Origin of the sequence: Mycobacterium sp. H4Y (assembly GCF_000364405.1) — a bacterium.
Taxonomy (GTDB): Bacteria; Actinomycetota; Actinomycetes; order Mycobacteriales; family Mycobacteriaceae; genus Mycobacterium; species Mycobacterium intracellulare.
This window is the reverse complement of the sequence record NZ_AKIG01000001.1, coordinates 1,170,286-1,190,105: the sequence shown is the minus strand read 5'-3', so window position 1 is coordinate 1,190,105 and position 19,820 is coordinate 1,170,286. Positions and strand designations below refer to the sequence as shown.

At 68.8% G+C, this 19,820-nt stretch carries 15 protein-coding genes and 1 tRNA gene; 12 read left to right on the top strand and 4 right to left on the bottom strand.

Annotated features, from left to right (window positions below):
• Positions 1 to 325 precede the first annotated feature (325 nt).
• From W7U_RS05315 to W7U_RS05275, 10 genes are all read left to right on the top strand, one after another.
• A complete protein-coding gene (locus W7U_RS05315; protein ID WP_014379817.1) occupies positions 326 to 4,567 on the top strand; it encodes a bifunctional nitrate reductase/sulfite reductase flavoprotein subunit alpha in 4,242 nt (1,413 codons plus the stop codon).
• Between the two features lie 195 nt (positions 4,568 to 4,762).
• Entirely contained in the window at positions 4,763 to 4,942 is a 180-nt protein-coding gene (locus W7U_RS05310) for a hypothetical protein (protein ID WP_009953066.1), read from the top strand.
• Positions 4,943 to 5,090: 148 nt separating this feature from the next.
• Complete coding sequence (locus tag W7U_RS05305) at positions 5,091 to 5,894, top strand: Stf0 sulfotransferase family protein (protein ID WP_008255650.1); 804 nt, start codon at positions 5,091 to 5,093, stop codon at positions 5,892 to 5,894.
• Positions 5,895 to 6,034: 140 nt separating this feature from the next.
• A complete protein-coding gene (locus W7U_RS26385; protein WP_162130882.1) occupies positions 6,035 to 6,187 on the top strand; it encodes a hypothetical protein in 153 nt (50 codons plus the stop codon).
• A complete protein-coding gene (locus W7U_RS05300) occupies positions 6,181 to 7,311 on the top strand; it encodes a YeiH family protein (protein ID WP_008255648.1) in 1,131 nt (376 codons plus the stop codon). Before W7U_RS26385 ends, W7U_RS05300 begins: the two co-directional genes overlap by 7 nt.
• Positions 7,312 to 7,796: 485 nt before the next feature.
• The gene (gene cysK, locus W7U_RS05295) at positions 7,797 to 8,729 is read left to right on the top strand and encodes a cysteine synthase A (protein WP_008255646.1); all 933 of its coding nucleotides are present in this window, start codon (positions 7,797 to 7,799) and stop codon (positions 8,727 to 8,729) included.
• 2 nt (positions 8,730 to 8,731) lie between these two features.
• Positions 8,732 to 9,415 carry a serine O-acetyltransferase gene (gene cysE, locus W7U_RS05290; protein WP_008255645.1) on the top strand — a complete coding sequence of 228 codons (684 nt, stop codon included), beginning with the start codon at positions 8,732 to 8,734 and terminating at the stop codon, positions 9,413 to 9,415.
• 142 nt (positions 9,416 to 9,557) lie between these two features.
• Positions 9,558 to 10,679: an LLM class flavin-dependent oxidoreductase gene (locus tag W7U_RS05285; protein ID WP_008255643.1), complete on the top strand. Its 1,122-nt coding sequence runs from the start codon at positions 9,558 to 9,560 to the stop codon at positions 10,677 to 10,679.
• Positions 10,676 to 11,797 (top strand): LLM class flavin-dependent oxidoreductase, encoded by a 1,122-nt coding sequence (locus tag W7U_RS05280; RefSeq protein ID WP_008255641.1) that lies wholly within the window; start codon positions 10,676 to 10,678, stop codon positions 11,795 to 11,797. Before W7U_RS05285 ends, W7U_RS05280 begins: the two co-directional genes overlap by 4 nt.
• Complete coding sequence (locus W7U_RS05275; protein ID WP_008255635.1) at positions 11,794 to 13,179, top strand: NtaA/DmoA family FMN-dependent monooxygenase; 1,386 nt, start codon at positions 11,794 to 11,796, stop codon at positions 13,177 to 13,179. The genes W7U_RS05280 and W7U_RS05275 overlap by 4 nt, the downstream gene beginning before the upstream one ends.
• Positions 13,180 to 13,207: 28 nt before the next feature.
• On the opposite strand, the gene W7U_RS05270 is transcribed toward W7U_RS05275, so the two are convergent.
• A tRNA-Asn gene (locus tag W7U_RS05270) sits at positions 13,208 to 13,280 on the bottom strand.
• Positions 13,281 to 13,422: 142 nt separating this feature from the next.
• Between W7U_RS05270 and W7U_RS05265 the strand changes: the two genes are divergently transcribed.
• Positions 13,423 to 13,701 carry a hypothetical protein gene (locus W7U_RS05265; RefSeq protein WP_008255632.1) on the top strand — a complete coding sequence of 93 codons (279 nt, stop codon included), beginning with the start codon at positions 13,423 to 13,425 and terminating at the stop codon, positions 13,699 to 13,701.
• On the opposite strand, the gene dnaG is transcribed toward W7U_RS05265, so the two are convergent.
• The 3 genes from dnaG to W7U_RS05250 form a co-directional block, all read right to left on the bottom strand.
• The gene (dnaG, locus tag W7U_RS05260) at positions 13,685 to 15,637 is read right to left on the bottom strand and encodes a DNA primase (RefSeq protein ID WP_008255631.1); all 1,953 of its coding nucleotides are present in this window, start codon (positions 15,635 to 15,637) and stop codon (positions 13,685 to 13,687) included. The genes W7U_RS05265 and dnaG overlap by 17 nt on opposite strands.
• Before the next feature lie 30 nt (positions 15,638 to 15,667).
• Positions 15,668 to 16,285 (bottom strand): superoxide dismutase family protein, encoded by a 618-nt coding sequence (locus W7U_RS05255; protein WP_008255630.1) that lies wholly within the window; start codon positions 16,283 to 16,285, stop codon positions 15,668 to 15,670.
• A 67-nt stretch (positions 16,286 to 16,352) separates the two neighbouring features.
• Positions 16,353 to 17,630, bottom strand: coding sequence for a deoxyguanosinetriphosphate triphosphohydrolase (locus W7U_RS05250; protein WP_008255629.1), 1,278 nt, complete (start codon positions 17,628 to 17,630; stop codon positions 16,353 to 16,355).
• Positions 17,631 to 17,772: 142 nt separating this feature from the next.
• Between W7U_RS05250 and W7U_RS05245 the strand changes: the two genes are divergently transcribed.
• The gene (locus W7U_RS05245) at positions 17,773 to 19,752 is read left to right on the top strand and encodes a TPM domain-containing protein (protein WP_008255627.1); all 1,980 of its coding nucleotides are present in this window, start codon (positions 17,773 to 17,775) and stop codon (positions 19,750 to 19,752) included.
• Positions 19,753 to 19,820 lie beyond the last annotated feature (68 nt).

Genomic DNA, 19,820 nt, shown 5'->3' with positions numbered 1-19,820 from the left:
AGCCGACGCACGCGGTGAGCTTAGCGAAGACTGTGAATGTTCCGTCGGTTTGGTCGGAAAGCCCGTTCTGAGAAGCGTCGTGCGGGGTGCGCGACGTAACCTCGTGCGGGGCGGGTGGTCAACGGTGACCTGCGGTAACGCGATCCCCCGCCGCGAATTCCCCCGGCGATTTCACATTGGCGTGTCGGCCGGTGAGAGAAGAAAGTAAACGGGGGGAAATTTCGGGGAGCGGCGGCGAAACATGCCTGCTCCACAATGAACTCACTCGATACGGAGCTAACCCGTACGCACTCGACGGAGGGACGTGAGCGTGGCCACGGAGTCCATGGCGGAGGAGAACGCCGTGAACACCATGTGCGCGTATTGCGGCGTCGGTTGCGGCATGGTGTTGCAGATCACAACGGACCCGGAAACGGGTCGCGGTCACGTCACCAAGTCGGTTGGCAACAAAGAACATCCGGCCAACTTCGGCCGGCTGTGCACCAAGGGCGCCACCACCGCGGACATGCTGGGCGCCCCCGGCCGCATGGACTCGGCGTACGTGCGCACCGATCGCGGCGAACCGCTGCAGGCCATCGACACGGATCAGGCGATCACCCAGTGCGCGAGACGGTTACGGGCGATCATCGACGAACACGGCGCGGACGCGTTCGCGATGTACGTGTCCGGCCAGATGTCCATCGAGGCGCAGTACCTGGCGAACAAGCTGACCAAGGGGTTCATCGGCACCAACCAGATCGAGTCGAACTCGCGACTGTGCATGGCCAGTGCGGGTTCTGGCTACAAGCTTTCGCTGGGCGCCGACGGCCCCCCGGGTTCGTATCAGGACTTCGAACACGCCGACGTCTTCTTCGTCATCGGCGCCAACATGGCGGACTGCCACCCGATCCTTTTCCTGCGCATGATGGACCGCGTCAAGGCCGGCGCAAAACTGATCGTCGTCGACCCGCGCCGCACGGCGACCGCCGACAAGGCGGACCTCTTCCTGCAGATCGCCCCGGGGTCGGATCTGGCGCTGCTCAATGGCCTGCTGCACCTGATCGTCGAGAACGGCCACACCGACCCCGAATTCATCGCCGAGTTCACCGAGGGCTGGGAGGTGATGCCCAGCTTCCTGGCGCAGTACACCCCCGCCAAGGTCAGCGAAATATCCGGCATCCCCGAAGACGACATCCGCGCCGCGGCCCAGATGATCGGCGAGGCCGACAATTTCGTGAGCTGCTGGACGATGGGGCTCAACCAGAGCACCCACGGCACCTGGAACACCAACGCCATCTGCAACCTGCATCTGGCCACTGGGGCCATCTGCAAGCCCGGCAGCGGTCCCTTCTCCCTCACCGGGCAGCCCAACGCGATGGGTGGCCGCGAGATGGGTTACATGGGACCGGGCCTGCCGGGGCAGCGGTCGGTCGCCTCGGCCGAGGACCGCGAGTTCGTCGAAGACCTGTGGGGCGTCCCCCGCGGAACGCTGCGCACCGAGGTCGGCACCGGCACCATCGACATGTTCTCCCGAATGGCCGCCGGACAGATCAAGGCGTGCTGGATCGTCTGCACCAATCCCGTTGCCTCCGTTGCCAACCGCAAGACGGTGCTGGCCGGACTGGAGCGCGCCGAATTGGTGATGGTCCAGGACGCGTTCCTCGAGACGGAGACCACCGAATACGCCGACGTGTTATTGCCAGCGGCCCTGTGGGCGGAGTCTGAGGGGGTGATGGTCAATTCCGAGCGCAACATGACGCTGTTCCAGCCGGCGGTCCCCGCACCGAGTCACGCGATGCCGGACTGGCAAATCATCGCCCGGATCGCCTGCGAGATGGGCTTTTCGGAGGCGTTCAGTTACGACTCCGCCGAGGAGGTCTTCGAGGAAATCAAGCGGTTCTCGAACCCGAAGACCGGTTACGACCTGCGCGGGATCAGCTACGAGCGGTTGCGCCGGAGTCCGGTGCAGTGGCCGTGCGCGCCGGACAGCGAGGCCGATCGCAACCCGATCCGCTATCTGAACGACGGTGTCAGCCAATCACAGTTGGTCCGCGACGACGGCACGGTGCCGCGACTGGCCTTTCCGACCCCGAGCGGCCGTGCGGCGTTCTTCGCCCGCCCGCACCTGCTGCCCGAGGAGATGCCGGACGACGACTACCCGTTCCTGCTGAACACCGGCCGGCTGCCGCACCAATGGCACACCATGACCAAGACCGGCAAGGTCGCCAAGCTCAACAAGCTCAACCCCGGACCGTTCGTCGAGATCCACCCCGACGACGCCGCGAGGCTTGATATCGCCGACGACGATCCGATCGAAATCGCTTCTCGCCGCGGCCGCGCGGTGCTGCCCGCGGTCGTCAGCGATCGGGTGCGTCCGGGCAACTGCTTCGCGCCGTTCCACTGGAACGATGCCTTCGGCGAGTACCTGTCGATCAACGCCGTCACCAACGACGCCGTCGACCCGATCTCGAACCAGCCCGAATTCAAGGCGTGCGCCGTCACCTTGACGAAAGTAGCTGTCTCCCAACCCGATCCGGACACCACGACGACGGCGAACACCGACGCACCGGACGCCGCGGCCAGGGAGGTACGAGAAATCAGCGTGCCCCAACTCGACACCCTGGGCGAATTGCTCGGCGTCACAACACTGCCCAAGCCGGAATTCAACGAACTCGGCCGCGCCTACCTCGCCGGGATGCTGACCGGGCTCCGCTCGGACGCCGGCCGCCGCGCCGCCGGGGTGCCGACCTTGCCGCCGAGCGCGCCGTTCGATTCCGGCACCCGGTTGTGGGTGGACGGCCTACTGGCGGGATTGTTCTCGCGCGCCGACGGACCCAAGCCGGTGGCGCTGCCCGTGGCGCCCCCATCGGCTCCGGCGCCGGCCGTTGGGCAGCCGCCCGTCGCGCCGGCCGGCCCCCCACCCGCGCCCGAGCGCGCTCCCGTCGTGGTGCTGTGGGCGTCGCAGACGGGGACTGCGGAGGAGCTCGCCGCCGACATCGCCGCCCGACTGGCCGACGCCAAGCTGCCGGTCTCATTGCACAGCATGGACGACTTCCCGGTGGCCGAGCTGACGAAAACGCGGGAGCTATTGCTCATCACCAGCACCACCGGTGACGGCGACGCGCCCGACAACGGTGCCGGCCTGTGGCGGGCGCTGACGTCCGAGACCGCGCCGCGATTCACCGATACCCGCTACGCCGTGCTCGCGCTGGGCGACTCCAATTACGACGACTTCTGCGGCCACGGACGCAATCTCGACGCGCGGCTCGCCGAGCTGGGCGCGACCCGCCTCACCGGCCGGGTCGACTGCGAACCCGACTACGACGACTCCGCGGCGAAGTGGCTTGGCGACATCATCGACGCCCTGACCCGGACCCCCACCTCCGTCGGTGGCGACGGCAGGGCGGCGGCGCCGGCCCGCGCCTCCACGGTGGTGGCGCCGTCGCGCCCGGGCCCGCCCGCGCCGAGCACGTACAGCAAGAAGCATCCGCTGATCACCGGCATGGTCCGCAACACCGTGCTGAGTCGGCCGAAATCGGCAAAAGACGTGCGGCACTTGGTTTTCGACCTGCCGGAAGAAACCGTGACCTACGAGGCCGGTGACGCGCTCGGGGTGTGGCCGCGCAACAGCGACCAGCTGGTCGACGAATGGCTGTCCGTCACCGGGCTGGACGCGCAGACACCCGTCGAGGTCGGCGAGCACGGGCTGATGTCGTTGCGCTCGGCGCTGACCGAGCGCATCGAAATCGCCCACATCAGCCGGGACCTGGTGCGGTTCGTGCAGGAGCGCACGGGCGATGCGAAACTCGCGGAGCTGCTGAAGCCGGAAAACAAGCGCGCCCTGGCGGATTGGTCGTGGGGCCGGCAATCCATCGACCTGCTGGCGCAGCTGCCGGTCATCGCGTCGGCCCACGAGTGGCTGCGAGTGCTCAAACGCCTTCAGCCGCGGCTGTACTCGATCTCATCGAGCCCGAAAGAGTGCCCGGGCGAGGTTCACCTGACGGTCTCACCGGTGCGCTACAACTTCCAGGGCGTCCCGCGCCGCGGGGTGTGTTCGACCTACCTCGCCGACCGTTCCCCTGGCGATCGAGTCGCCGTGTACCTGCAGTCGTCGAGCAATTTCCGCCCGCCGAGCGACCCGGACACGCCGATGATCATGATCGGTCCGGGCACCGGCATCGCGCCCTTCCGCGGCTTTCTGCAGGAGCGGCGCGCGCTCGGCCACACCGGACCCAACTGGTTGTTCTTCGGCGAGCAACATGCCGCCACCGACTACTACTACCGCGACGAACTCGAACAGATGCGTGACGACGGCTTTCTCACCGAGTTGGACCTCGCGTTCTCCCGGGACCAGCAGCAAAAGGTCTACGTGCAGCACCTGATGCGCAACCGCGGCGCGCAGCTGTGGAGCTGGTTGCAGGACGGCGCCCAGCTCTACGTCTGCGGCACCGCCGACCCGATGGCCAAGGACGTCGACCGCGCGCTGTGCGACATCGCGGCCGAATTCGGCAACCTCGACCCGGACGCGGCGCAGGCGTACGTGCAAGGGCTCAGCGCCGACAAGCGCTACCACCGCGACGTCTACTAGCGCCGATCCGCCGCTGACATCGAACTTGTAATACGGCGGAAACATCGCGCATCCGCCGATGAAACATCCGCGTCGCACCATGCACTCAGAAGGTCGCGCACCTGAAGGGGTCGTCGTATGACTCGGGACTGTGATGGACCCGATCGGGTCCTCGAGAACGGCTGCCCGCTGCGATGCCGCCTACGACGCGTCGGCGTGACGGAGGAGCGGGTGGATTGGGCGGGGCTGCCCGTCAACCTGGACTTCGCGTTCTCGCGCGATCAGCGCGACAAGGTTTACGCCCAGCACCTGATGCGCAGGCGCTTGTGCGTCTGCGAGATCGCCGCCGAGCAGGCTCCTTTGGCTGCGACGAAACAAAACCTCGAATATTCCTGAATCCCTTGGGTTCACGAAACCGTGGCTTTGGCTGGCCGTCCGCGCCGGAGCTATAAGGGCAACATCGGGGCGACGCAAGGTTTTCATTCACGCCGACCCTAATCGTGCTTGACAGATTGGGATTTCAAATTCTGGTTAGACTCTGCGGGTGACAAACAGGCCGTCGTCATACCTGGTGTTGGCGTCGCAGCGCAGCGGCAGCACGCTGCTGGTCGAATCGCTGCGCGCGACCGGCGTGGCCGGCGAGCCGCAGGAGTTCTTTCAGTATTTGCCGGCCACCAGCCAGTCGCCACAGCCACGGGAGTGGTTCGCCGGCGTCGACGACGAGTCGATCCTGAATCTGCTTGACCCGCTGGACGCCGGGACCCCGGACCTCGCGCCGCCCGAGATCTGGCGCGCCTACATCCGTACGGTCGGACGGACGCCGAACGGGGTGTGGGGCGGCAAGCTGATGTGGAACCAGACACCGCTGCTGCTCGACCGCGCCAAGAACCTGCCGGACCGAAGCGGCGACGGCCTGCTCGCGGCCATCCGCGACGTGGTGGGCGAAGACCCGCTACTGATTCACGTCTACCGGCCCGACGTGATTTCGCAGGCGGTGTCCTTCTGGCGCGCGGTGCAGACCCGCGTCTGGCGGGGCAGGCCCGACCCGGCCCGCGACGCACGCGCCACCTACCACGCCGGGGCGATCGCTCACGTGGTCACCATGCTGCGCGCGCAAGAAGAGGGCTGGCGGAACTGGTTCGCCCAGGAGGGCATCACGCCCATGGAGATTCCGTATCCGGTGTTGTGGCGCAACCTCACCCAGGTGGTGGCCTCCATCCTCGAGGCGCTGGGTCTCGACCCGCAGCTGGCGCCGGAGCCGGTGCTCGAACGCCAGGCCGACCATCGCTCCGACGAGTGGGTGGACCGCTACCGTGCCGACGCCGAGAAGCGCGGCCTGCCAACCTGATCGACCGCCCCGGGCGAGCTAAATTCTGCCCGAGTCAATCACTTGGACGCGCCGGACCCACGGGCCACGATTCCCCTCAACGGGATGCGGCTGCGCAAGCCGCCACTGTCGCCCGGGGAGTCGCGTGAGGAGTGGCCATCGTGGGTGAGGGCGTGCCAGAGGACGACGCGCTGCGGGGACCGCGCTGGACCGCGAGGCTCGGCGCGATATCGGTGGACTGGTGGGCGACCGCGGTGGCCGGCGCCATCGTCGCGCTGGCGGTGGCCGACGTGCTTCCGAAGGTTCCGTGGTGACCGGCGTGAGCACGGTGCGCGTCGAGCCCGGCGAAGCATCTGCCGAAACCACGTTCACCAGTACCCGTCCGCTCGACTATGTCCCGGGCATCCTGCTGCTGATCGGCGTCGGGGTGCTGGGCAAGTACGCCCAGATCTGGTGGAACGCGCTGGCCAAACACGAGCACTGGACGGTGCCCGACATCGAATACGTGTTGTGGGCGATCGTGATTGGGCTGCTCATCACCAATACCGTTGGCCTGCACCCGATCTTTCGCTCCGGCGTGCTGACCTACGAATTCTGGCTCAAGGTCGGCATCGTGGCGCTCGGTTCGCGTTTCGTGCTGGGCGACATCGCCAAGCTCGGCGGGATCAGCCTGGTGCAGATCCTGGTGGACATGACGATCGCGGGGACGATCATCATCGTCGTGGCCCGCGCGTTCGGGTTGTCGGGCAAGCTCGGCTCGTTGTTGGCGATCGGCACGTCGATCTGCGGGGTGTCGGCGATCGTGGCGGCCAAGGGCGCGATCCGGGCCCGCAATTCCGATGTCAGCTACGCGATCGCGGCGATCCTGGCGCTGGGCGCGGTGTCACTGTTCGTGTTGCCGCCGCTGGGCCACGCGATCGGGCTCACCGATCACGAATTCGGTTTGTGGGCAGGGCTTTCCGTGGACAACACCGCCGAAACCACCGCCACGGGCTACCTGTACTCCGACCACGCCGGCAAGATCGCGGTGCTGGTGAAGTCGACCCGCAACGCGCTGATCGGTTTCGTCGTGCTGGGCTTCGCGCTGTATTGGGCCGCGCGCGGGCAGGCCGACGAGATCGCGCGGGGCGCCAATGCCAAGGCCGCGTTCGTCTGGAACAAATTCCCGAAATTCGTGCTCGGCTTCCTAGCGGTGTCGGCGATCGCCACCGCCGGCTGGCTGACCAAAGGCCAAACCGCCAACCTCGCCAACGTGTCGAAATGGGCGTTCCTGCTGACCTTTGCTGGCGTGGGCCTCAACACCGATATCCGTCAGATCGCGCGCACCGGCTGGCGCCCGCTGGTCGTCGCGGTCATCGGGCTGACGGTCGTCGCCACCGTCTCCCTCGGCATCGTGCTGCTGACGTCGCGGCTGCTCGGGTGGGGTGTCAGCGCCTAGGCACGGCGCCGACACATGCGGAGACCCTCGCGCCGAGCCGATCGAAGCGATGACCAGCCCAGACGGCGCGGATCCCGGCTGAGCCCAACGGGCGAAAACCTCGCCTGTCCTATAGTGGACGCATGCAACACTCCGTACAGCTGCGCTTTGTCCCGTCGCGCGTCGCGGACTGTTCGTGTCGCTGTTGTTGATCCGCACGCCTCTGACACTGTAGAAATCCGCGCGCTAGCCCATGTCAGGGCGGTTTCGGTGTATTTGTCCGGCGGCGTCAAGACGCGGGCTCACGGAGATTTTCAGGAAAATTAGCGACCGATGACCGTATCGTCCGAGCCGATTCACGCCCTGGCGGGAGCTAGCCGCAGCGGCCCTGATCAGGCTCGACTCGATTATGCGGCGCTAGCCATCCCGACCGAGATGAACATAGAGTTCGATATTAGCTGGCAGGCTGAGAGGCCTGGTCCTACATCGTTGGAGACAAAAGGTAGATGAGCATCGCCGAGAACGTCACGGAACTGATCGGAAACACCCCGCTGGTCCGGCTCAACAGGGTCACCGACGGTGCGGTCGCCGACGTCGTCGCCAAGCTGGAATTCTTCAACCCGGGAAACAGCGTCAAGGACCGCATCGGGGTCGCGATGATCGACGCGGCCGAAAAGGCGGGCGTGATCAAGCCGGACACGATCATTCTCGAACCGACGAGCGGGAACACCGGCATCGCGCTGGCGCTGGTGGCGGCCGCACGCGGCTACCGCTGCGTGTTGACCATGCCGGAGACGATGAGCGTCGAGCGGCGAATGTTGTTGCGCGCGTTGGGCGCCGAGATCGTCTTGACACCCGGTCCGGAGGGCATGCCGGGCGCCATCGCCAAGGCCGAGGAATTGGCCAAGAGCGACCAACGGTACTTCGTGCCGCAGCAGTTCGAGAACCCGGCCAACCCCGAAATCCACCGTAAGACAACGGCGGAGGAAGTCTGGCGCGACACCGACGGCAAGGTGGACATCTTCGTCGCCGGGGTCGGGACCGGCGGCACCCTCACCGGGGTGGCTCAGGTCATCAAAGAACGTAAGCCCTCCGCACAATTCATCGCCGTCGAGCCGGAGGGGTCCCCGGTGCTCTCCGGTGGACAGAAAGGGCCGCACCCCATCCAGGGCCTCGGCGCCGGTTTCGTCCCGCCGGTGCTGGCGATGGATCTGGTGGACGAGGTCATCACCGTCGGCAACGAAGAGTCGATGACGTTGGCCCGGCGGCTGGCCGCCGAAGAGGGACTGCTGGTCGGCATCTCCTCGGGGGCCGCGCTGGCGGCCGCGCTGAAGGTCGCCCGCCGCCCGGAAAACGCCGGAAAGCTCATCGTCGTCGTGCTGCCCGACTTCGGCGAGCGCTACCTGAGCACGCCGCTGTTCGCCGACCTGGCCGATTAGTCATGCTCGACGCCATTCGCACCGACATCCGGGCCGCCAGGGAGCGAGACCCCGCCGCCCCGACCACGCTGCAGGTGATCTTCGCCTATCCCGGGGTGCACGCCATCTGGCTTCACCGCATCAACCACTGGCTGTGGCTGCGCGGGGCGAGGCTGATCGCGCGCATCACCGCCGAGATCACCAGGATCCTGACCGGCGTCGAGATTCACCCCGGCGCCGTCCTGGGGCCCGGGCTGTTCATCGATCACGCCACCGGCGTGGTGATCGGCGAGACCGCCGAGGTCGGCGAGGACGTGACGATCTACCACGGCGTCACCCTCGGCGGCAGCGGCAGGGACACCGGCAAGCGCCATCCCACCATCGGCGACCGGGTGATCATCGGCGCGGGCGCAAAGGTCTTGGGCGCGATAAAAATCGGCGACGACAGCCGCATCGGCGCCAACGCCGTGGTGGTCAAAGAGGTTCCGTCCAGCGCGGTGGTCATCGGGGTGCCCGGACAGGTCATCAGCCGTAGCCGTCCCGGCAGTCCGGATGACTCGATGATGCCCGATCTCGTCGGTGTCAGCCTGCAGTCGCTGCTGACCCGGGTGACCAAACTCGAGGCCCGGGCGGACGGCGCGCAGACCAACCACGTCATCCGGCCCCCCGAAGCCGGAGTCTGGTACGGCGAGGACTTCTCCATCTGATTCTTCGGCGATGAACTCGGCAGAGTATTACTCACGCTGACGTTAACTCCGCCCCGGAATGCATTGCCGCGCTGAGCGTTGCACAGTGGGTTATGGACACGATGCACGACGGCGTCCCGACGGCAGATTCCGCGGCCCGGTCATGACCGAGCTGCATCTGGCCGTGGGGCTCGACGGCTACGGGTGGCACCCCCACGCGTGGCGATACGCCTTCGCGCACAACGCAACCGGCGGCGGGCAACTCAGCGGGCGATACTGGGCCGCGCTGGCCGCCACCGCCGAACGTGGCCTGCTGGACTTCCTGACCATCGACGACAGCCTGGATGCGCAGCCGGGCCGCCGGCCCGAGATCTCGCCGCGGCGCCTGGCGGGGCGCGCCGACGCCACGCTCGTGGCCGCGCGCATCGCGCCGGTCACCGCACACATCGGACTCATCCCCGTCGCGACGGTCACCCACACCGAGCCGTTCCATGTCTCGAAAGCGATTGCGACGCTTGACCATATTTCGCACGGCCGGGCCGGCTGGCAGGTGCGGGTGAGCGCGACGGCACACGAGGCGGCGCTGTTCGGCCGGCGATCCGCCCCCGACGGCGACGAACTTTTCCGCGAGGCCGCCGACGCCGTGGAGGTGGTGCGCCGCCTCTGGGACAGCTGGGAGGACGGCGCCGTCATCCGCGACGTGGCGACCGGCCGCTACATCGATCGCGACAAGCTGCACTACATCGACTTCGCCGGCGAGCACTTCTCGGTCAAGGGACCGTCCATCACCCCGCGCCCTCCCCAGGGCCAGCCGGTGGTGGCGGCGCTGGCGCACGCGCCGCGCGTCTACGAATTCGCCGCCGCCAGCGCCGACCTGGTGTTCGTCACCCCACGCGACGAGGAATCGCTGCGCGCGATCCTGGCCGAGGTCGGCCACGCGCAGCGTGCGGCGGGCCGCACGATCCAGGCCTACGCCGATCTGGTGGTGTCGCTGGGTGAGGATCTGCTGACGCCGGGCGCGGCCATCTCCTCCGACGCGCACGTGTTCCATGGCCGCGCAAGCGATTTGGCGGAGCTGCTGCTCGCCTGGCAGGACGCCGGGGTCGACGGGGTGCGGCTGCGGCCCGCGGTCAACGCGATCGACCTGCCCGCGATCGTCGACGACCTGGTGCCGCTGCTGCAGCGCGCCGGGCGGTTCCGCACCCGCTACCGCGAGGGCGAGACGCTGCGCGACCGCCTTGGCCTGGCGCCCGCCCCCAACCGCTACGCGACGGCGCCGTCATGAGCCTCACTCCCCTGTCGATCCTGGACCTGGCACCCATCAGCGCCGGCAGCGACGCCGCGACGGCGCTGCGCAACACCATCGACCTGGCCCAGCACGCCGAACAATGGGGCTACAAGCGTTACTGGCTCGCCGAGCACCACTTCGTCGCGGTGGCCAGCTCGTCACCGGTGACGCTGATCGGCCAGATCGCCGCGGCCACCGAACGCATTCACGTCGGATCGGCCGCCGTGCAGGTCGGCCACACGACGGCGCTTGCCGTGGTGGAGAGCTTCGGCATCCTCGACGCGTTGCATCCCGGCCGCATCGACATGGGCCTGGGCCGCTCCGGGCAGCGGCGGCAAGAGGCCGCGACCTCGCGCGCCCCCCAGCCCGACCGCGCGCCCGAGCCGTGGCGGGACGTCGACGGCCTGCTCGTCCCCACACCGTTCGACCAAACCCCGCTGATGAGATCCGAACGGATGCGGGCGCAGGCGTCGGTGCTCGCCCAACCGTGCGCGCAGCCGGCGGATTTCGCCGACCAGGTCGCCGACATCGAAGCGATGCTGGACGGCACCTACGCCGTCGACGGCCATCAGCTGCGGGCGGTTCCCGGCGAACACGCGCAGCTGACACCGTGGATCTTCGGCAGCACCAAGGGACAGAGCGCCGAGGTGGCCGGCGCCCGCGGGCTTCCGTTCGTCGCCAGTTACCACATCACCCCCGGCACCGCGCTCGACGCGATCACCGCGTACCGCAACGCCTTCCGCCCCTCCGCCCGGCTGGCGCGGCCGTACGTGGTGGTGTCGGCCGACGTCGTGGTCGCCGAGGACAGCGCCACCGCGCGCTACCTCGCGTCCAGTTACGGCCACTGGGTGTATTCCATTCGTAGCGGCCGGGGCGCGATCCCCTACCCGGATCCCGACTTCTGCGAACCCCTGACCGAGGCCCAGCAGGCATTGGTGGCCGACCGCACTTCAACACAATTCGTCGGCAACCCCGATGAGGTCGCCGACCGGCTCGAGCTGCTGCGCCGGGTCACCGGTGCCGACGAACTTGTCATCACGTCCGTCACCCACCGGCACGCCGACCGGCTGCGCTCGCATGAACTGATCGCCAAACGATGGGGGCTGACCGGATGACCGTTCGAGATGCGGGACAGCGCAAGCAGATACACCTGGGCGCCCACTTCCCCGGGGTGAACAACACGACGGTGTGGTCGGATCCGAGCGCGGGCAGCCAGATCGCGTTCGAATCGTTTGTGCACCTTGCCCAGACCGCCGAGCGGGGGCTGTTCGACTTCTTCTTCCTTGCCGAGGGGCTGCGGCTGCGCGAGCACCGCGGCAAAATCCACGATCTCGACGTCGTCGGCCGTCCCGACACGTTCACCGTGCTGGCCGCGCTCGCCGCGGTGACCGACCGACTCGGCCTGGCCGGCACCATCAACACCACCTTCAACGAACCCTTCGAGGTGGCAAGGCAATTCGCGACGCTGGACCACCTGTCCGACGGGCGTGCGGCGTGGAACATGGTCACCTCCTCCGACGCGTTCACCGGGGAGAACTTCCGCCGCGGCGGATTCCTCGCCCACGCCGACCGATACCACCGGGCCGAGGAGTTCATCCGCGTCGCGCGCAAGTTCTGGGACAGCTGGGCACCCGACGCCGTGATCGCCGACGTCGACGCCGGCACCTACGCCGACCCGACGCGCATCCACGTCGTCGACCATTTCGGTCCGCAGTTCGGCGTCCACGGCGTGGCCGCGCTGCCCGCCGGGCCGCAAGGCCACCCCGTGCTGTTGCAGGCCGGTGACTCCAGCGACGGCCGCGACTTCGGCGCCAGGCACGCCGACGCCCTGTTCACGCTGCACGGTTCGCTCGAGGCGGGGCAGCGCTACTACGCCGACGTGAAGGGCCGCGCCGCCGCCCACGGGCGCGACCCCGACCAGCTCAAGGTCCTGCCCGGCGCGACGTTCGCGCTGGGAGACACCCCCGACGAGGCGCAGGACAACGCGCGCCACATCCGCGAGCAGCAGGTCAGCGGTCCGACCGCGATCGCGTTTCTCGAGCAGGTGTGGGGCGTGGACCTGTCGGCCTACGATCCCGACGGACCCCTGCCCGACGTCGACCCCGTCGAGAACCCGAACATCACGAGGGGACGCGTCCGGCACGGCGATCCCACGACGGTCGCCCAAACCTGGCGGGCGCGAGCGGAGGCCGAAAACCTCTCGATCCGGGAGCTGATCATCGAGGTGACCAGCCGCCAGCAGTTCGTCGGAACGCCGCAGCAGGTGGCCGCCGAGATCGACCGCTACGTGCAGTCGGACGCCTGCGACGGCTTCATCCTGGTGCCGCACCTGACGCCGCACGGCCTCGACGAGTTCGTCGACAAGGTGGTCCCGCTGCTGCAGGAGCGCGGCAGCTTCCGCACCGAGTACCGCGGCCACACGCTGCGCGAGCATCTGGGTTTGTCGCCGACGCCGGGATGGGCGGGAAATCCGGCCGGTATCGCGAGCGGGCAGTGACGGCCGGGCGGCCCGCTGAATTTTGCTGCTCCCCCGCCTGGACTCGAACCAGGAACCCTTCGGTTAACAGCCGAATGCTCTGCCAATTGAGCTACAGGGGACTAACCCGATCGCGGGACGACTCTAGCGTACTGGCACGACCGCGCCCAACTGGCGCGGGTCGCCACCGTCTCACCCGGTCGACCGCGCACGCACCCCACCCGGTGAGGCAGGATGGAGCCATCGATAGTCGGGAGGAACGCTTTGATCCGGTATGTCGTGGTGCTGGGACTGGGTTACGTGCTGGGCTCGAAAGCCGGTCGTCGGCGATACGAGCAGATCGTCGGCACCTATCGAGCGCTGACCAGCAGCCCGGTGGCCAAGTCGATGATCGAGGGGGGACGCCGCAAGATCGCGAACCGGATCTCCCCGGACGCCGGCTTTGTCACGCTGGCGCAGATCGACGACCAAACCGCCATCATGGAACGCGACGTCGAGCGGCTGCCCGACGAGGAGCTCGAGACCTCTACTCGTCGCCGCTAGCCTGCTCCAGCAGGCTGCGCCGGTAGGCCTCCATCGCCACCAGGTCGCCGAACAAGGCGTGATACTCGTCGCCCTGTTCGATCGGCGACATGCGCTGCAACTTCGACTTCACCTCGGCGATCTGCCGGCCCATCCACACCTCTTGCAGGCGGGCCAGCACGCCGGCGATGTAGCGCGGCATTTTCTCCTCGTCGACCTGGATGGCCTCGACGCCCAGCTCGCTGATCAGCGCGGCCGTCAAGGGCGACGACGCCCGATCGCGCACCACCTCGAGCCACTGCGCCCCGGTGACCCCGCTCGACGTGCCGCCGGCGGTCTCGATCGCCGCGCGGATGGCGGCGTAGCCGGGGTGGGTGAAGCTCTCGACGGTGAGCGTGTCGAAGACAGGGCCGGCCAGCGCCGGATACTGCAACGCCGACTTGAGTGCCTCCCGTTGGGGCCACAGGGTGGGGTCGCGAGGGTCGGGACGGCTGGCGGCGGCATGGGCCGCGGCGGCGGGTTGCTCCGCGCGCCGCGACGCCTTGGGTCCGGCCCCGCCGCGGGCCGGGGTTTTGGCGTTCTTGGATTGGCCGCGCACCCGGTCGATCACCTGCGCGACGTCGTCCCAGCCGACCCACCCGGCGAGCTGGCGGGCGTACTCGTCGCGCAGTGTGGGGTCCTTGATCTGGCCCACCATGGGCACGCAGCGTCGCAGCGCGGCCACCCGGCCCTCGGCGCTGTCCAGGTCCATCTCGGCGAGTGCCGACCGGATCGCGAACTCGAACAACGGCGTTCGCCGGGCCACCAGGTCGCGCAGGGCGCCGTCGCCGGACTTCAGCCGGAGATCGCAGGGGTCCATGCCGTCCGGCGCGACGGCCACGAACGACTGCCCCGCCAGGTTCTGCTCGCCGCCGAACGCCTTGAGGGCGGCGGCCCGCCCGGCCGCGTCGCCGTCGAACACGTAGATCAGCTCGCCGCGAAAGAAGCTGTCGTCCATCATCAGTCGGCGCAGCATCGCCAGGTGCTCGTCGCCGAAAGCGGTGCCGCACGACGCCACGGCCGTGGTGACCCCGGCCAGATGCATCGCCATCACGTCGGTGTAGCCCTCCACGACGACGGCCTGATGGCCCTTGGCGATGTCGCGTTTGGCCAAGTCGATGCCGAACATCACGTTCGACTTCTTGTACAGCAGCGTCTCCGGGGTGTTGATGTACTTGGCTTCCATCGGGTCGTCGTCGAAGAGCCGCCGGGCGCCGAAACCGATCACCTCGCCGGCCGAGGAACGGATGGGCCACAGCAGGCGGCGGTGGAAGCGGTCCATCGGCCCGCGGCGTCCCTGCCGCGACAGGCCCGCCGCTTCCAGCTCTTTGAACTCGAAACCCTTGCGCACCAAGTGCTTTGTCAGTGAGTCCCAGCCCGACGGCGCGAACCCGCAACCGAAGTGACGGGCCGCCTGGGCATCGAAGTTGCGCTCGGTCAGATACTGCCGTGCCGACGCCGCCTCGTCGGATTCCAGCGCGTCGGCGTAGAACTCCGCCGCGGCCGCGTTGGCCGCGACGAGCCGGCTTCGGCTGCCGCGGTCGCGCTGCACACTGGTCGCCGGGCCGGAGTAGGTGATGGTGTGACCGATCCGGTCGGCGAGCAGCTCGACCGCCTCGACGAAGCTGACGTGCTCGATCTTCTGGATGAAGGCGTACACGTCGCCGCCCTCGCCGCAGCCGAAGCAGTGAAAGTGGCCGTGGTTGGGGCGGACGTGAAACGACGGCGACTTCTCGTCGTGAAACGGACACAGCCCCTTGAGCGAATCCGCGCCCGCGCGCCGCAACTGCACGTAATCGCCGACCACTTCGTCGATGCGCACCCGTTCGCGGATGGCGGCGATGTCGCGGTCCGGAATCCGGCCGCGGCCCCGGGCGCGCGCGTCGCCGTCGCTCCGTGAACTTGCCGGGCTTGACATCGGCTCAGTCTAAGCGCGCGGCGGCGAACGCTATCCCGTTCCGATGACGCCGCACGCGACGCGATCCATCGCGTTCTCGGTGTCCTGGGCGCCGTGCAGCATCAGCGCGGTCTTGGTACCGGCCAGCAGGTCGTCCCGGGTGAACGAATCGGTGGTGGTGACCAGGTAGGCCGCGCCGTCCTGGCGTACCTCGAGCGTCGCCAGGTCGCCGCTCTCGGGCTTGCCGGTGTGGCCGGGTGCCTGGTAGTGACCGCCGGCGGACAAGAAGTTGCCCGGCGCACCGCCGGTGGGGGCCACCGAGTTCGGCTCGCACTTGCCGATCTCGTGGACGTGCAGGCCGTGCAGGCCGGGGGTCAGGATGCCGGTCGCCACCGTCTTGACGGTGACGGTCACATAGTTGCCGGTGAAGTCGAAGGTCGCGGTAGCCGCCGTCCGGCCGTCGGGTGTCTTCAACTCCGCGCTGAGCGAGCCGCCGGCGGGTGCCGGGGTCGTCGCCTCCCCGGAGGACGTCGGCGCGGCGGTTTTCACCGGCGGGGTGGTGCCCGGCTGGCTGCTCTCGTGCTGCGGTGAACTGCAGGCGGTCATGGCGACGACGGGAAGCCCCATCAGAAGGGAGGCCATCAAAGGCGAGCCGCTGAATTTCTTCATGTCGGGCAGCCTAACTCGCGGCGGCCGCGCCGATCCCCGGGCCGGACGAGTTGCGCCCCACGACCCGCTACGGGCCGGCCTGGCGGGAGTCGATCCGTTCCAGCCGGCCCTCGGTGTAGGAGGCGATTTGATCGACGATGACCCGCCACCGGGCGCCGTCGTCGGCCGCGGTGTTGAAGGCCGCGGCGAAGACCGGGTCGAGGGTTCGGGGGGCTCCCGCGTACAGCCAGTGGGCCACCCGGTGGATGCGCTCACGCTGCCCGGCCTGAGTTTCCTGATGCCGCGGATCGGACATGATGAACTGCAGCGCCAGGATTTTCAGCAGCGCGACCTCGGCCCGCACCAGATCGGGAACCTGCAGCTCGGCGCGGTAGCGCACCAGCGGTCCGGGTCCGGCCGCCGCGCGAGTGGTGGCGATGGCGGCCGAGGCGAACCTCCCGACCAGCTCGCTGGTCAGCCGCTTGAGCGCGACCGACGCCGCGAGCGTGGCGTCGTACTTGCCCACGGCGGCGACCACCGGCAGCGCGGACAGCCGTCGCGCGGCCGCCATGAAATCGTCGGCGCGCACCCGGGAAAATTCGGTCTCGCCGAGTTTGGCCAGCGCGGCCGCCTCGTCGTCGTCGGCCAGCACCCGCAGGTCGATGCGTTGGGAGACGACGCCGTCCTCCACGTCGTGCACCGAGTAGGCCACGTCGTCGGCCCAGTCCATCACCTGCGCCTCCAGGCACATCCGGCCCTCCGGGGCGCCCGCCCGCATCCAGGCTGCCGCCTCGCGGTCGGCCTCGTAGAACCCGAACTTGCGCGCCGCGCTCCCGTGGCCTTCGCCGCGGGGCCACGGGTATTTGGTGACCGCATCCAGCGACGCGCGAGTCAGGTTCAGACCCGCGCTGTTGCCTTGGACGTCAAGCACTTTGGGCTCGAGGCTGGTCAGGATTCGGAAATTCTGGGCGTTGCCCTCGAAGCCGCCATAGTTCGCCGCGACCTCGTCGAGGGCGCGCTCGCCGTTGTGGCCGTAGGGCGGGTGGCCGATGTCGTGGGCCAGGCCGGCCAGGTCGACCAGGTCGAGGTCGCAGCCCAGGCCGACGGCCATTCCCCGCCCGATCTGGGCGACCTCGAGGGAGTGCGTCAGCCGGGTGCGCGGCGTGTCCCCTTCCCGCGGCCCGACGACCTGGGTCTTGTCGGCCAGCCGGCGCAGGGCGGCGCTGTGCAGCACCCGGGCGCGGTCGCGGGCGAAGTCGGTGCGGTGCTGACCTTCGGTGCCCGGCAGACCCGCGGTCTTCGCGGCTTCGGTCACCCGTCGCTGACGGTCGAAGTCGTCGTAGGGGTCGCGCTGATTCCTGGTCACCGACGCACAGTCTGCCAGGGAATGCCCGCCCAAGTCCGGCTCGACTCGGGCCCGCCGGCGTGTGTCGGCCGGGGCCGCGCCTGACCGCCCCACTCCTCAGCAGGCCTACTGGCCTGCATCGTCGCGGGGCTAGATTGGCCTTATGCGTTGCACCGCTCGCCTGCTCGCCGTGCTCGCGACGCTCCTGACGGTCGGCCTCGGCGGCGGGCTGCTGTCGGCACCGGCCGCCGGCGCGCAACCATCATTCCGGTTGGCGGACTACGTCACCGACAACGCGGGGGCGCTGTCGGATTCCGGTCGAAGCACCGTCACCGCCGCCGTCAACAAGCTCTACACCGACCGCCACATCCGGCTCTGGGTGGTCTACGTCGACGACTTCTCCGGGCAGAGCCCGACCGGGTGGGCACAAGGCACCGTTCGCGCCAGCGACCTGGGCGGCTACGACGCGCTGCTGGCCGTCGCGACCACCAGCCGCGCCTACGCCTTCCTGGTGCCGTCCACCATCAAGAGCGTCAACGCCGGTCAGGTCGACAGCTTGCGGCGCAACAAGATCGAACCCGCCCTGCACAACGGTGACTGGAGCGGCGCCGCGGTGGCCGCGGCGAACGGGCTCGACGCGTCGCCCGGTTCGTCGGGGCGGGTGATCCTGCTGGCCACGCTGGCGGGCATTCTCATCGCGCTGGCCGGCCTGCTGCTGGTGATGCGTCATCGCGGGCAGCGCCGACGGGCCGCGGCGTTGGCGGCCGCGCGGCGCGTCGACCCCACCGACGTCGACGCGCTCGCCGCGCTGCCGCTGCAGACGCTCGACGACCTGTCCCGCGCGCTGGTGGTGGACGTCGACAACGCGCTACGCACCAGCGCCAACGAATTGGACCTGGCGGTCGGCGAATTCGGCGAAGAGCGCACCCGACCCTTCACGAGCGCGGTGGCCAACGCCAAAGCGGCTCTGTCCCAAGCGTTCACGGTGCGCCAACAACTCGACGACTCCACACCGGAAACACCCGCCCAGCGGCGCGAACTGCTCACCCAGGTGATCGTCTCGGCGGCGCGGGCCGACCGCGAGCTGGAGTCACAGACCGAGGCGTTCGAGAGGCTGCGCGACCTGGTGATCAACGCCGCGTCGCGGCTGGATGCGCTGACGCAGCAGTACGTGGAACTCACCACCCGTCTGGCGCCGGCGGAGCAACGGCTGGCGGCGCTGCATCACGACTTCAGCGCTGCCGCACTGACTTCGGTGTCCGGCAATGTCACGACGGCCAAGGAGCGGCTGGCGTTCGCCGACCGCAACATCGGCACCGCCCGTGAGCTGGCCGCCCGCGCCGTCTCCGGTGGGCAGGCCGGCTTGGTCGACGCGGTTCGGGCCGCCGAGTCCGCCCTTGGGCAGGCGCGGGCGCTGCTCGACGCGGTGGACAACGCGGCCAGCGACATTCAGCACGCGATCGACGGGCTGCCGTCGGCCGTCGCCGACATCAAGGATGACATCGCACGCGCCAACGATCTGCTGCAGAAAAAACCCACGCGCAGCGGCGATTTGGTGGCGGCCCGCGACGCGGCCACCAGGGCCGTCGAGAGCGCCGGCGCCAGCGGATCCGAAGATCCGCTGGCCGCCTTCGGACAGGTGACCAAGGCCGACGCCGCGCTCAACGGGCTGCTGGCCACCCTGGCCGAGGAACAGGCCACCGCCGAGCGACTCAACCGATCACTGGAACAGGCCTTGTTCACCGCGCAATCGCGGGTGCGCGCGGTGTCCGACTACATCGACACGCGCCGCGGCAGTGTCGGCCCCGACGCCCGCACCCGACTGGCCGAGGCCAAGCGCCACCTGCAGGCCGCGCAGGACAAGGGCGCGACGAACCCGAGCGAAGCGATCGCCCACGCCAACGCGGCGTCGACGCTGGCCGCTCACGCTCAATCATTGGCGAACGACGACGTGCAGGCGATGCAGCGCGCCTACACGCGTGGCGGCGGCGGTGACATGGGCGCGATGCTCGGCGGCATCATCATCGGCGACCTGCTCAGCGGGGGGATGCGGGGCGGATTTGGCGGCTGGAGCCCGACGTCGTTCGGTGGCTCGCCGGGTTCTTCCGACGGCGGTTTCATGGGTGGCGGCGGCCGATTCTGACGCGCCGCACGCGGGTGACCGCGGCGGCTTTCGGTTCTCTACCTACCGATCTTCAGCCGGCGGCCGGG

Coding starts and splice junctions, on each gene's coding strand:
- W7U_RS05285 (WP_008255643.1), top strand. CDS start 9,558: ATGACCGAGCTGCATCTGGCCGTGGGGCTCGACGGCTACGGGTGGCAC.
- cysK (WP_008255646.1), top strand. CDS start 7,797: ATGAGCATCGCCGAGAACGTCACGGAACTGATCGGAAACACCCCGCTG.
- W7U_RS05245 (WP_008255627.1), top strand. CDS start 17,773: ATGCGTTGCACCGCTCGCCTGCTCGCCGTGCTCGCGACGCTCCTGACG.
- cysE (WP_008255645.1), top strand. CDS start 8,732: ATGCTCGACGCCATTCGCACCGACATCCGGGCCGCCAGGGAGCGAGAC.
- W7U_RS05275 (WP_008255635.1), top strand. CDS start 11,794: ATGACCGTTCGAGATGCGGGACAGCGCAAGCAGATACACCTGGGCGCC.
- W7U_RS05315 (WP_014379817.1), top strand. CDS start 326: ATGGCGGAGGAGAACGCCGTGAACACCATGTGCGCGTATTGCGGCGTC.
- W7U_RS05280 (WP_008255641.1), top strand. CDS start 10,676: ATGAGCCTCACTCCCCTGTCGATCCTGGACCTGGCACCCATCAGCGCC.
- dnaG (WP_008255631.1), bottom strand. CDS start 15,637: ATGTCAAGCCCGGCAAGTTCACGGAGCGACGGCGACGCGCGCGCCCGG.
- W7U_RS05255 (WP_008255630.1), bottom strand. CDS start 16,285: ATGAAGAAATTCAGCGGCTCGCCTTTGATGGCCTCCCTTCTGATGGGG.